Origin of the sequence: Microbacterium sp. K36 (assembly GCF_004794355.1) — a bacterium.
GTDB classification, from domain to species: Bacteria; Actinomycetota; Actinomycetes; order Actinomycetales; family Microbacteriaceae; genus Microbacterium; species Microbacterium paraoxydans_D.
The window spans coordinates 36908-49504 of record NZ_SSDN01000069.1 but is presented as its reverse complement, the minus strand read 5'-3'; the positions used below and the strand labels follow the sequence as shown (position 1 = coordinate 49504).

The 12597-nt window shown below is 72.0% G+C and carries 11 protein-coding genes; 4 read left to right on the top strand and 7 right to left on the bottom strand.

Going from position 1 to position 12597, the window contains the following annotated elements:
• Positions 1–3 precede the first annotated feature (3 nt).
• The 5 genes from DW296_RS07765 to DW296_RS07745 form a co-directional block, all read right to left on the bottom strand.
• Entirely contained in the window at positions 4–795 is a 792-nt protein-coding gene (locus tag DW296_RS07765; RefSeq protein ID WP_136051759.1) for a class I SAM-dependent methyltransferase, read from the bottom strand.
• Positions 796–900: 105 nt separating this feature from the next.
• The gene (locus tag DW296_RS07760) at positions 901–2052 is read right to left on the bottom strand and encodes an AMP-binding protein (RefSeq protein ID WP_136051758.1); all 1152 of its coding nucleotides are present in this window, start codon (positions 2050–2052) and stop codon (positions 901–903) included.
• Positions 2053–2077: 25 nt separating this feature from the next.
• Positions 2078–2998, bottom strand: coding sequence for a 1,4-dihydroxy-2-naphthoyl-CoA synthase (locus tag DW296_RS07755; RefSeq protein WP_102208055.1), 921 nt, complete (start codon positions 2996–2998; stop codon positions 2078–2080).
• A gap of 5 nt (positions 2999–3003) precedes the next feature.
• Complete coding sequence (locus DW296_RS07750) at positions 3004–3966, bottom strand: permease prefix domain 1-containing protein (RefSeq protein ID WP_136051757.1); 963 nt, start codon at positions 3964–3966, stop codon at positions 3004–3006.
• 1 nt (position 3967) lies between these two features.
• Entirely contained in the window at positions 3968–4300 is a 333-nt protein-coding gene (locus tag DW296_RS07745; RefSeq protein WP_136051756.1) for a PadR family transcriptional regulator, read from the bottom strand.
• Between the two features lie 90 nt (positions 4301–4390).
• Here DW296_RS07745 and DW296_RS07740 point away from each other — a divergent pair, with 90 nt between their 5' ends.
• The gene (locus tag DW296_RS07740) at positions 4391–5377 is read left to right on the top strand and encodes an o-succinylbenzoate synthase (protein ID WP_136051755.1); all 987 of its coding nucleotides are present in this window, start codon (positions 4391–4393) and stop codon (positions 5375–5377) included.
• On the opposite strand, the gene DW296_RS07735 is transcribed toward DW296_RS07740, so the two are convergent.
• On the bottom strand, positions 5374–6000 hold the full coding sequence (locus DW296_RS07735; protein WP_136051754.1) for a TetR/AcrR family transcriptional regulator: 627 nt from the start codon (positions 5998–6000) through the stop codon (positions 5374–5376). The two genes, DW296_RS07740 and DW296_RS07735, sit on opposite strands and share 4 nt — an antisense overlap.
• 129 nt (positions 6001–6129) lie before the next feature.
• Between DW296_RS07735 and DW296_RS07730 the strand changes: the two genes are divergently transcribed.
• The 3 genes from DW296_RS07730 (at position 6130) to DW296_RS07720 (ending at position 11595) form a co-directional block, all read left to right on the top strand.
• Positions 6130–8916, top strand: a complete 2787-nt coding sequence (locus DW296_RS07730; RefSeq protein ID WP_136051753.1) for an MMPL family transporter — start codon at positions 6130–6132, stop codon at positions 8914–8916.
• Complete coding sequence (locus tag DW296_RS07725; protein ID WP_136051752.1) at positions 8913–10880, top strand: YhgE/Pip domain-containing protein; 1968 nt, start codon at positions 8913–8915, stop codon at positions 10878–10880. The genes DW296_RS07730 and DW296_RS07725 overlap by 4 nt, the downstream gene beginning before the upstream one ends.
• A 124-nt stretch (positions 10881–11004) precedes the next feature.
• Positions 11005–11595, top strand: coding sequence for a 2'-5' RNA ligase family protein (locus DW296_RS07720; protein WP_240743033.1), 591 nt, complete (start codon positions 11005–11007; stop codon positions 11593–11595).
• A gap of 18 nt (positions 11596–11613) precedes the next feature.
• Here the strand turns inward: DW296_RS07720 and ccsB are convergent, their stop codons facing one another.
• Positions 11614–12594, bottom strand: a complete 981-nt coding sequence (gene ccsB, locus DW296_RS07715) for a c-type cytochrome biogenesis protein CcsB (protein ID WP_025104442.1) — start codon at positions 12592–12594, stop codon at positions 11614–11616.
• Positions 12595–12597 lie beyond the last annotated feature (3 nt).

Sequence of the window (12597 nt, the reverse complement as noted above, 5' to 3'; positions counted from 1 at the left end):
CCGTCAGGCGCGGGCGAGGATCTCCCCGTGCGGCACGAGGAACCAGCCGTCGCCGTCGCCGGCCCAGCGCTTCCAGGCGTCGCTGATCTCCTGCAGGTCGGCCGCAGAGGCCATCTCCTGGTCCACGAGCTGCCGGGCGAGCGCCGACTCCAGGATGCGATCGGCCCACATCCCGCCCCACCAGGCGCGCTCGGACGGCGTCGCGTAGCACCAGGTGGACGCCGTCGCCGTGACGTCCGCGAAGCCCGCCGCCCGCGCCCAGGCCAGGAGGCGGCGGCCGGCATCCGGCTCTCCGCCGTTCGCCCGGGCGGCGTCGCGGTAGAGCGCGAGCCAGCGGTCGAGCTCCGGGAGCACCGGGAACCACAGGAAGCCCGCGTAGTCGGCGTCGCGGGCGGCGATGAGTCCGCCGGGCTTCGCGACCCGGCGCATCTCCCGCAACGCCTGCACCGGATCGGCGACGTGCTGCAGCACCTGGTGCGCGTGCACCACGTCGAAGGAGTCGTCGGCGAAGCTCAGCGCGTGCACGTCCTCGACGGAGAAGGCGATGTTCGCGACTCCCTGCGCGGCGGCGAGGTCGCGGGAGAGGGACAACGCGGCGTCGTCGATCTCGGTCGCCGTGACGTGCGCGACCACTCCCGCGAAGTCCACCGTGATCGATCCGGGTCCCGCCCCCACGTCGAGGAGCCGGGTCTCGGCGGTGAGGTGCGGTCGCAGGTACGCCGCCGAGTTCGCGATGTCCCGCACACTGTGCGAGCGGAGGACGGATTCGTGGTGTCCATGCGTGTACGAGGCCATGCGCTCAGTCTGGCACTCGCGTCGACCCACCCCTTTCCGTGTGTCCCGGCCCCTTCCGGACGCCCGCAAAGGGCCGGGGCGGCGCGAAAGGGGTGGGTCGACGGGCTAGAGGGACGACACCATGCGGCGGATCGCCTCGCGGTCGGGTTTGCCGGAGGAGAGGACGTCGAGCTCGTCCACCAGGATCAGGCGGGACGGACGCGCATGGGCGCCAATCTCCCGGGCCACCGTCTCCCTGGCCTGGTCGAGCTGTTCGGACTCGCTGCGCCGCAGGGCCTCCCCGCGCGCCGCGACGATGACCGAGGCCTCTCCCCAGCGCTCGTCGTCGACGCCCACGACCACGGCCTGATGCAGCCCGGGCACGGCGCGCACGATCCGCTCCACCCGGTCGAGCGAGATGTTGATGCCGCCCGACACGATCACATTGTCCGCGCGACCGTGCACGCGCACGACGCCGTCCTCGATGAGCCCGAGGTCGCCGGTGCGGTACCAGCGGATGCCGTGCTCGTCCCTGACGAAGGTGCGTGCGGTCAGCGCCGGGTCGCCCAGGTACCCGTCCGCGAGCATGGGGCCGGCGATCCGCAGCTCGCCGTCCACCGCGCGGACGTTCACGGTGTCGAGCGGGGCGCCGTCGTACACGCAGCCGCCGCTGGTCTCCGTCGAGCCGTAGGTCCGCACCAGACGCACGCCGAGGTCGGCCGCCCGCTCCCGCAACGGCTCCGGGAGCGCCTGGCCGCCGACGAGGATCGCCTCATACGCCTGCAGCGCTGCGAGCACCCCCGGCTCGCCTGTCGCGTCCAGGAGCGTCGCGATCTGCGCCGGGACGAGGGAGGTGTAGAGCGCGGGGACGACGCCGGCGGTCGTCGCGTGCAGCATGCTCCGCGAGGCCTCGGCGAACGCGCGTGGCGTGAACCGTCCCTCGATCCGGGTCGGCGCCGTGCCCGCGAGGATCGACCGCACCATCACCTGCAGCCCCGCGACGTAGCCGGCCGGCAGGGCGAGCAGCCAGCGACCGCTGCCGATCCGGGCGGCGGTGGCCTCCGCACTCGCCCGCAGGGCCTCGCCGCTCAGCGCCACCCGCTTCGGGACGCCGCTGGATCCGGAGGTCGCGATCACTGCGGCGATGCCGTCGTCCACCTCCGCCGGAGCGTCGGCGAGCATGCCGAAGCCGAGGGCCGGTCCCTCGCCGAGCGCCCGGAGCAGCGCCTCCCGCAGGAGCCCGGTGTCTTCGGCGTCGGTCGGGATCAGCGCGGTCACGGTCGGCTCCGTCTCTCGTGCGGACTCAGTAGTGCCAGGGGAACGAGGACCAGTCGGGGGCGCGCTTCTCGAGGAACGAATCCCGCCCCTCCACGGCCTCGTCCGTGCCGTAGGCGAGACGGGTGGCCTCGCCCGCGAACACCTGCTGCCCCACGAGCCCGTCGTCGACCGCGTTGAAGGCGAACTTCAGCATCCGGATCGCCGTGGGCGACTTCGTCAGCACGGTGCGCGCCATCTTCAGCGCCTCGCGCTCGAGCTCGGCGTGCGGCACCACGCGGTTCACGGCGCCCGCCTCGTAGGCCCGCTGCGCCGAGTACTCCTCGGCGAGGAAGAACACCTCGCGCGCGAACTTCTGTCCCGTCTGCCGCGCCATGTAGGCGGAGCCGTATCCCGCGTCGAAGCTGCCGACGTCGGCGTCCGTCTGCTTGAAGCGCGCGTGCTCGGCCGACGCGATGGTCAGGTCGCAGACCACGTGCAGGGAGTGCCCGCCGCCGGCCGCCCATCCGGGGACCACGGCGATGACGACCTTCGGCATGAACCGGATGAGCCGCTGCACCTCGAGGATGTGCAGCCGCCCGACGGCCGCCGCGGACGCTCCGCTGACGACGGCGGTCTCCGCGTCCGAGTATTTGTACCCGTCCCGGCCGCGGATGCGCTGATCACCGCCGGAGCAGAACGCCCACCCGCCGTCCTTCGGGCTCGGTCCGTTGCCGGTCAGCAGCACTGCGCCGATACGCGCGTCCTGCCGCGCGATGTCGAGCGCACGGTAGAGCTCGTCGACCGTGTGCGGGCGGAAGGCGTTGCGCACCTCCGGCCGGTGGAAGGCGATGCGGGCGACCCCGCCGTCACGGCTCACGTGCGCCGTGATGTCGGTGTAGTGCTCGGCGCCGGGCGCCAGCTCCCACTCGGCGGGATCGAACAGGTCGGAGACGAAGGCATCGGTCACGGTCTTCAGCCTATTCCCCGGGCACGCGCCGTCTTCATCCACCCGTCGACGATGTCCCAGGCCGGGAAGGCCACGAGGCAGACGCCGGTGATCACCGTGAGCACGCGCATCGTGTCGGCATCCACCCCGTTGTCCGTGAACACGAACTCCAGGAAGGCCGGGTTGAGGAGCTCGCCCTGCAGGAGCAGGGTGAGGGCCCACACGGCGAAGGCGACGGCGAGGACGGTGTTCACGACGGCCGCGGCGACGGTCCACCGCCGACGCGCGTACACGGCGACGGCCAGGACGGCCTCCGCGATCATGAGCGCAAGGAGGATGCCGATACCCACCGGCCAGAGGGCGGGCGCCAGGATCGGGATCGGGTCGCCGCCGGTCGGGAAGAATCCGAGCGTCGCATCCCACACGATCGCGCCGATGCCGACGAGGAGGAAGACGAGCGAGGCGATCACGTCGGCGCGGGCGGCCCCGTGCTCCGTGGGCTCGGGGAGCTGATCGACGTCCCACCGCACGCCGGTGTCAGCGCCGGTGCGCTCCAGCACGACGAAGACGAGCGTGACCCAGAAGCACAAGTGCACGATCACCGACAGGGTGACCGAGACGACCGCGCCGATGACCTCCCCGGGGCCGCCGCCGCTGATGAGCTGCCCGATCGCGACCCCGACCGCGGCGAACGGCGGCACGATGAACAGGAGCAGCTTCAGCAGCCGCCACCAGGTGAGGTAGTACCGGGGGCCGATGAGGTGCAGCGGGCGGTCGGCGTATCCGGCGGCGAGGATGCCCGGGTCGCCGAGGTCGGTGAGGACGGCGCGCTCCGCCTCCTCCGGGCTCTCGCCCTGTTCCCGCCGCGCGTCGACGGCGTCGGCGATGGCGGCTTCGAGTTCGGCACGGACCTCGCCCTGCGCCTCCGGCGCGAGGCTGCGGATCGTGGCGCTGATGTAGCGCTCGGTGAGCGTGCTCGTGGGGGTCATGTCAGTTCTCCTCGGGGGTGAGGGAGGCGATCGCGGCGGTCAGCGCGCGCCACTCGTCGGTGAGGGTGTCGGCGAGCCGGGTCCCGGCTTCCGAGGTGCGGTAGAACTTGCGAGGCCGGGCCTCGTCGGTGTTCCACTCGCTCGTGAGGTACTCCTGCTTCTCCAGACGACGGAGCAGCGGGTAGAGCGTGTTCGCATCGGTGGCGAAGCCCCGACTCTCGAGCTGCTCGAGCAGCGCATACCCGTACTCCGGCGTACGCAGCAGCTGCAGGCAGGCGAGCACCACGGTGCCGCGGCGCAGTTCCTGCAGATGCGTGTCGAGCGTCTCGTTCATGCCGATCACATTAGTGTGTGTCACACACCATTGTCAACGGCACATATGCGCGCGACATCCTGTCGAGGGGTCGTGGCGCACAATGGGGTCATGATCCCCGCCGTCACGGAGCTCCTCGATTCCGCCCGCGTCGTCGCCCTGCCGATGCAGACCCGCTTCCGCGGCGTCGACACCCGCGAGGCCCTGCTGTTCGAAGGACCGGAGGGCTGGGCCGAGTTCTCCCCGTTCGTCGAGTACGACGACGCCGAGGCCGCGACCTGGCTGGCGGCCGCGATCGACTACGCGTACGCCCCCCAGCCCGCACCGCTGCGTGACCGCGTCGGCGTCAACGCCACCGTGCCCGCCGTCGGCGCCCCCCGCGTGCCCGAGATCCTCGCACGTTTCGCCGGCTGCCGGACCGCGAAGGTCAAGGTCGCGGAGCCCGGCCAGGCACTGGCGGACGACGTCGCCCGGGTCAAGGCCGTCCGCGAGGCGTTGGGGCCGGAGGGCCGCATCCGGGTCGACGCGAACGGCCTGTGGAACGTGGACGAGGCCGAGCACGCGGTGCACGCCCTCGCCCCGTTCGACCTGGAGTACGTCGAGCAGCCGTGCGCGTCGGTGCCGGAACTCGTCGAGCTGCGCCGGCGCATCGCCTACATGGGCATCCCGGTCGCGGCAGACGAGAGCATCCGGAAGTCCGGCGACCCCCTCGCCGTCGCGCGCGCGGGCGCGGCGGACATCGTCGTCATCAAGGCGCAGCCCCTGGGCGGCCTGACCCACGCCCTGCAGATCGTCACCGCGGCCGGCCTGCCCGCGGTCGTCTCCAGCGCGCTGGACACCGCGATCGGGCTCTCCCAGGGGGCCGCCCTGGCCGCCGCCCTCCCGGCCCTCGACTACGACTGCGGTCTGGGCACGGCCTCCCTGTTCCAGGACGACGTCGCCGACCTCCGCCCCGTGGACGGAGCGATCCCGGTGGGACGTCTGTCCCCCGACCCGGCAGCGCTCACCCGGCTCGCCGCCGCGGACGAACGCCGGGAGTGGTGGCTGGCCCGGCTGGCCCGCTGCCACCACGAGCTGCTCGCAGCCCGCAGCGCCTAGGACTCGACGAGGAGTTCCACGAGCCGCCCGAGCTCCTCGCCGCCGGAGTGCCGCAGGGCCGCGTCATCACGACCGGCCATGGCACCGCGGACGGTCATGCCCTCCCAGAGGATCATGAGCATGCGCGCCGCATCGGTGGCCGGCAGCCGCAGGCGCAGCGTCCCCGCCGCCTCCACGATGTCCTCCACGATGCGCGCGATGCTCGCCACCATCTCGCGCTCCTGGGCGAGGTAGGCCTCGCCGAACTGCGGATCGCGCAGGGCGCGGATGCGGATCTCGCTCATCAGCATCACGCCCAGGCGGTCGTCGCTGCCGAGCTCCATGATCTGCTGGACGAGATCCTTCGGGTCGCAGTCGTCGGCGAGCTCCCCGTTCGCCCGCATCTGCTCCACGCGGGTCCGCACGGCTGCCACCCTCGCGTCGGCGACACCGGCCGCGAGGGTCAGGAACAGCTCGTCCTTCGAGTCGAAGTTCGAGTAGAACGCCCCGCGCGTGAAGCCGGCGCGCTCGCAGACCGCCTCGACCGAAGCACCGTCCAGGCCGGCCTCGGCGAACACCTGCGCGGCGGCCTCCAGCAGACGCGCCTTCGTGTTCTCCCGGCTGCGGGTGGCGGGTGACGACATCGGAACCTCCTGGCCTTCCCTCTCGACGGTTCACACCCGGTGCACAGACTCCGGATGGCGGATGACCTTACGATACATCTATGTATCGGATACACCTGTGTATCCACCCGGCACCCCACGGAGATTCGCGTGTCCACACTCCTCTCGTCCCTCGGACGCTGGTCCTTCCGCCACCCGTGGCGCGTCCTCGTGTCCTGGCTCCTCGCCCTCGGCATCGCCGGAGCCGGAGCCGTGGTCCTCGGTGCCGGCACCGACAACACGTTCTCCATCCCCGGGACCGAATCCCAGGCCGGCCTCGAGCAGCTCTCCCGCTCCTTCCCCCAGGTGAGCGGCACGAACGCGCAGTTCATCGTCGTGGCCGCCGACGGCGACGAGATCACCGATGACGCGTACCGTGAGCCGATCGAGGACGCCGTGTCGGAGCTCGGCGACCTCGACGAGGTCCTCGCCGCCACCTCGCCCTACGACGAGATGGTCAACGGGATGATCAACGACGACAACACGGCGGCCATCGTGCGCCTGCAGTTCGACGGCGAGTCCACCGACGTCTCCGAGGAGACGAAGGACGCCCTGCGCTCCACCGTCGACGAGCTCGCGGCAGAGCTCCCCGACGGTGCGCAGGCCTCTCTCGGCGGCGACCTCTTCGCGATCTCGATCCCCGGCGTCACGCTCACCGAGGCGGTGGGCCTGCTCATCGCGCTCCTCGTGCTCATCGTCACCTTCCGGTCGTTCGTCGTCGCCGGACTCCCCCTGCTCACCGCGATCCTCGGCGTCGGCATTTCCATGGCCGGGATCTTCACGGCGACGGCCTTCGCGACCGTCTCCTCCACCACGCCGCTGCTCGCCCTGATGCTCGGACTCGCGGTCGGGATCGACTACGCGCTCTTCATCGTCGCGCGCCACCAGGACCAGGTCCGGGACGGCGTTGAACCTGAGGAGTCGGCCGCCCGCGCGGTCGGCACGGCCGGATCGGCGGTCGTCTTCGCCGGCGTCACCGTGCTCATCGCGCTGATCGGCCTCGGCTTCGCGGGCATCCCGTTCCTCACCACCATGGGCGTCGCGGCGTCCGTGGCCGTCGCGGTCGCCGTGGCGATCGCGGTGACCCTGACCCCCGCCCTGCTCGGATTCCTCAAGGGGCGCGTGGCCGGACGACCGAAGCGCGCGAAGACCCCGAAGAAGGCGGCCGCGAAGGACGCCGCCACGAAGCCCCGCGGCAGCCGTCGGTGGGTGGAGGGCGTGACGAAGCACCCCGTCCTCGTCTCCCTCGCGGTCGTCCTCGGCCTCGGCATCGTCGCCGTCCCCGCCCTCAGTCTCGACCTCGCCCTGCCCAACGCCGGCGTCCTGCCGAAGGACTCCGAGGCGCGACAGAACTACGACCTCGTCGGCGAGCAGTTCGGTCCCGGCTTCAACGGCCCCCTCATCCTCACCGGCACCATCGTCACCTCCACCGATCCGCTCGGTCTCATGGAAGACCTCGGAGACGCGGTGGCCGAGGTTCCCGGCGTGAAGGAGGTCGCCCTCGCGACGCCGAACGAGACCGCCGACACCGGCATCGTCCAGATCATCCCGGAGACGGCTCCCGACGACCCCGCGACGGCCGACCTCGTGCGCGAGCTCCGCAGCCACCACGACGAGTGGCTGGACGAGTTCGGCATCGACCTCAAGGTCACCGGCTTCACCGCCGTCGGCATCGACATCTCGGATCAGCTCGGGGCGGCTCTGCTGCCCTTCGGGATCTTCGTGATCGGCCTCTCGCTGATCCTCCTCACCATCGTGTTCCGCTCTCTCTGGGTGCCGATCACCGCCGCAGCCGGTTACCTGCTGTCGATCGTCGCCGCCTTCGGCGTCGTCGGGGCGGTCTTCGAGTGGGGCTGGTTCGCCGACCTCCTGCACGTCGCGAAGGTCGGCCCGATCATCAGCTTCATGCCGATCATCCTCATGGGCGTGCTCTTCGGCCTGGCGATGGACTACCAGGTGTTCCTCGTGTCGCGGATGCGCGAGGACTTCGTGCACGATCCCGACCTCCGCCCGGGCGCGGGATCGGTGAACCGCGCCACCCGGCGGGCCGCAGCTCTGCGCGCCGTACGAAGCGGGTTCACCGGGTCGGCGAAGGTGGTCACGGCGGCCGGCCTCATCATGTTCGCGGTGTTCGTCGCCTTCGTGCCGGAGGGCGATTCGTCCCTCAAGCCCATCGCCCTCGGACTCGCCGCCGGCATCGCCTTCGACGCCTTCCTCGTGCGCATGACGCTGATCCCGGCGCTCATGGCGATCCTCGGCGAGCGCGCCTGGGAGATCCCGTCCTGGCTGGAGCGGATCCTCCCCCGCGTGGACATCGAGGGCGAGGCGGTGGAACGCGAACGGCACCTCGAGGCGTGGCCGGGCGACGGGTCGCTCGTCGCCGCGGACGACCTGGAGCTCGGCGCGGGACTCCCCGCGGCGCAGGGCTTGTCCCTGCGGCTCGCGCCCGGCGCAGCCCTCATCGCGAGTGGCGCGGACGCCGGGACGCTGCGCGCCCTCGCTCTCACCGTCGGCGCCCGCATCGCCCCGGCCGACGGACGCCTCCGCGTCGCCGGGCATCTGCTCCCCGGTCGTGCGGCCTGGGTCCGTTCCCACGTCGGCTGCGTGCTCGCGGGAGACGACGCCCCGGTGCTCGCCGACCTCCGCGAAGCCCTCCGCGGTCGTTCCGAGCTCGTGGTGATCGACGGCGCGGACCGGCTCCGCGGCGGCGAGCGCGACCAGGTCGCCGCGATGCTGCGCGATGCGAGGGCGCGCCGAGAGCTCGCCGTCTTCGCCACGGCCGCCGACCCCGACGCGGCCCGTTCCCTCCTCGCGGACGCCGGATGGCCGTCCGCCGACGTACTCGACACGCGCGCGCCCCGCCCGAGCGCCGCAGAAACGACCGAGGTGCCCGCATGACCCTCCCCCTCGAGCGCGCCCGCTCGCGCACGCCCATCACCTGGCTCACGATCCTCGGCGTCCTGCTGCTGCCCGCCGCGATCGGCGGCATCCTCATGGCGGCGCTCTACAACCCGACCGAACGTCTCGACTCCATGACCGCGGCGATCGTGAACCTCGACGAACCCGTCGAGATCGACGGCCAGACCGCGCCTCTCGGGCGACAGCTCGCGTCCGGGCTCGTCGAGGGTTCGGAGGATCTCGACTCGAACCTCACGTGGGTCATCTCCAACGAGGAGGACGCCGCCGACGGGCTCGCCGACGGCACCTACCAGGCGGTCATCACGATCCCCGAGGACTTCTCGGCCGCGGCGACCTCCGCGGGTCAGGCGGTCGCGGACGGCGGCGGGGACGCGGAACAGGCGACGATCCAGGTGACGACGCCCGACGACGGCCTCGTGGCCGACGACCTCATCACCGGGCAGATCGCCGACGTGGCGGCCTCGACGCTCGGCACCACGCTGTCCCAGGCCACGACCGAGAACATCCTCGTCGGCTTCACTACCATCGGCGACCAGATCGGCGACGCGGCGGACGGGGCCCTGGAGCTCGCGCAGGGCGCCCGTGACGCGGCGACCGGCGCCGAGGCCCTCCCGGAGGGTGCGACGCAGCTCGCCGCGGGTGCCGGAGAGCTGGGCACCGGGGCCTCGACCCTCGCGTCCGGCCTCGACACGATCGCGGGACAGACCCGGCAGGCGGCGACCGGCGCCGGGACCATCGGGGCGGGACTCACCTCCGGCGCGACCGAGCTCCAGGGCCGGGTCGCGGGCGTCCAGCAGCTCACGGGCGGCGTCCAGTCGGCAGCCGCGGCCGCAGGATCCGCTGCGGGCGAGTCCGCCGCGGTGGCACAGGGTCTCGGGACGATGGCGGCCACCGCGTGCGCCGCCGATCCGAGCTCGGCGGAGTGTGAGCAGCTCTCCGCGCTCGCGGAGCAGGCGGTGGCGGCTGCGACCTCGGCGGGGACCGCCTCCGGCATCCTTAACGACAAGCAGGTGGCCACGGGTGTGGCCGCGCTTCCCGGATCCTTCTCCACCCTGGCCACTCAGCTCGGCGAGGCGGGTGCCGGGGCGACCGAGCTCGCCGGCGGGCTCAACCGCCTCGCGAGCGAGGGCGTGGATCAGTCCGCGGCGGGAGCGCGGGCGCTGTCGACCGGCGCGACGCAGCTCGCCGACGGCGCGACCCAGCTCGCCGACGGCAGCACGGAGCTCGCCACCGGTCTCGAGACCCTCGCCACCGGCACCGGCGATCTCGCGGGCGGACTGCGCACCGCGGCGGACTCCCTCCCGTCCTTCACCGACGAGGAGTCGACGTCGCTGGCATCGGTGATCGCCGACCCCGTGGCGACCGACTCCTCGATGGGCTCGCTCTTCGGCCCCACCGCGATCCCGCTGCTCACCGCGGTGGTGCTGTGGTTCGGCGGTCTCGCGTCCTTCCTCGTCCTCCGCGCCCACACAGCGCGCACGCTCACCTCGCGGCGCTCCTCCGCCTCCCTCACCCTCCGCGCGTTCTGGCCGGCCGCGGCGATCGGCGCGGCACAGGGTCTGCTCGTCTCGCTGATCGTGCAGATCGTGGCCGACTACGACGTCGCGGAGTGGTGGGCGTTCGCGGGAACCGCCGTCCTCGCCGGGGTGGTGTTCGCCACGGTGAACCAGGCCCTCGTGGCGGTGTTCGGCGGCATCGGACGCTGGATCGCCGCACTGATCGGTGTCATCGCCGTGGCGACGGGACTCATCTCGACCGTGCCTGACTGGCTCGCGAGCATCGGGGCCGCCCTCCCGACCGCACCGGCCTTCGCCGGACTCGTAGAGGCGAGCGGGGCCGCCGTCGCCGCCCTCGTCGTCTGGGGCGTGCTCTCGCTCGTCGCCACGACGGTGGTCGTCGCGGTCCGCCGCACGACCACGGCCCGCGCCGTCGTCACCGCCTGACCCCCGGGCACAGCTGCGGAGATCACGCACGACACGCCGCCGGCCCTCCCCTGCCGGCGGCGTGTCGGGTCCGATCTCCGAAACAGTGCCCGGACGCGACGACGGTACCCCGTACCCTCGTGCCATGCGCCGCCCGTTCATGGACACTCCGGACCAGCTCGCGAGCCTCGAAGGACAGCAGTATCTCGTGCTCCGGCCGACCGGGGCCGTCGCCGCGGAATACCGGGCCATCCAGGAGGCCGCGCTCGGTCGTCTGGACACGCCGCTCCGGCATCCGCACACGGAGCACGTGACGCTTCGCGGCTTCTTCGAGCCGGAGCGCCGGGAGGAGCTGCGGGCCGTGATCCGCGCCTGGGCCACGGAACAGGGTCCTCTCGAACTCACCGCCGACGCCGTGGACGACTTCCCCGCGCCGTGGCAGATCGTGATCCTGCGCCTCGCGCGCACGCCCGCGCTCGTGCACGCGTACGCCTCGCTGACGGAGGTGCTCCAGCCGACGGACTTCCGTCGCCTCGATGAGCTCTCCGTCGAGGACTGGACCTTCCACCTCTCGGTGCTCTACGGCAAGACGCTGGATCCCGAGACCTGGCAGCAGCTCGCCGCCACCGAGGTCCGTCCGCTCCTCCCCGCGCCGACGGAGGTCGTCACCGAGGTCGAGTTCGTCTGGTACGAGGGCGGCGTCGAGCACGCCGAGGTCATCCCCCTCGGCGGCTGACGCTCCGTCTTACTGGGATCAGCTCAGGCCGGAGTAGGCGTGCAGGCCCTTGAAGAAGACGTTGACGATGGTGAAGTTGAAGATCACCGCGGTGAAGCCGACGATCGAGAGCCAGGCCGAGGGATTGCCGCGCCAGCCACGCGTCGCCCTGGCGTGGATGTACCCGGCGTAGAGCACCCAGATCACGAAGGTCCAGGTCTCCTTCACGTCGAAGCCCCAGAAGCGGCTCCACGCGTAGTACGCCCAGATGGACCCGGCGATGAGCGTGAAGGTCCAGAGGATGAAGCCGATGATCGTGAACAGGTACGCCAGGCTCTCCAGGCGCTCCGCCGGCGGGAAGGTGCGCAGGAAGCCGGGGCCGGTCTTCGCCGCGCCCTCGCCGAGCAGCCGCTCGCGTCGCGCCTGCATGAGCTGGATCACCGAGAGCGCGAAGGCGAGGGCGAAGAACGCCGTCGCGAGCGAGGCCACGAACACGTGGATGATGAGCCACACGCTCTTCAGCGGGTCCATCAGCGGGGAGACCTCGACGTAGAAGTTGGTCGCGCCGAGACCCAGGAGGACGACCACGAGGCCCGTGATGAAGGTGCCGAGGAAGCGCAGGTCGAGGCGGGTGAGCACTGCCAGGTAGACGGCGATGATGAGCAGCGTTCCGACCATGCCGAACTCGTACAGGTTCGCCCACGGCACCCGACCGGCCGCGATGCCACGCGTCACAGCGGCCGCGAGGTGGAACACGAAGCCCAGCACCGTGAGCGAGGTGCCGATGCGCGCCATGACGAAGCGCTGCGGCTTCGGGGCTCCGGGCGCATCGACGGGTGCGGACGCCGAGACGCCACCGGAACGACCGGCGGCCACGAGCTCGCCCTCGCGGACGGTGTGGGCGTCGGCCGTCGCCTGCGAGCGGCGCGCGAGATCGAAGGCGTAGGCCACGAAGGCCGCCGCGTAGATCGCGATCGCCGTCCACAGCAGGACGGGCGAGATCACGGTGAGCTCGAGCATGGT

Coding starts and splice junctions, on each gene's coding strand:
- ccsB (WP_025104442.1), bottom strand. CDS start 12,594: ATGCTCGAGCTCACCGTGATCTCGCCCGTCCTGCTGTGGACGGCGATC.
- DW296_RS07740 (WP_136051755.1), top strand. CDS start 4,391: ATGATCCCCGCCGTCACGGAGCTCCTCGATTCCGCCCGCGTCGTCGCC.
- DW296_RS07735 (WP_136051754.1), bottom strand. CDS start 6,000: ATGTCGTCACCCGCCACCCGCAGCCGGGAGAACACGAAGGCGCGTCTG.
- DW296_RS07765 (WP_136051759.1), bottom strand. CDS start 795: ATGGCCTCGTACACGCATGGACACCACGAATCCGTCCTCCGCTCGCAC.
- DW296_RS07745 (WP_136051756.1), bottom strand. CDS start 4,300: ATGAACGAGACGCTCGACACGCATCTGCAGGAACTGCGCCGCGGCACC.
- DW296_RS07725 (WP_136051752.1), top strand. CDS start 8,913: ATGACCCTCCCCCTCGAGCGCGCCCGCTCGCGCACGCCCATCACCTGG.
- DW296_RS07750 (WP_136051757.1), bottom strand. CDS start 3,966: ATGACCCCCACGAGCACGCTCACCGAGCGCTACATCAGCGCCACGATC.
- DW296_RS07720 (WP_240743033.1), top strand. CDS start 11,005: ATGCGCCGCCCGTTCATGGACACTCCGGACCAGCTCGCGAGCCTCGAA.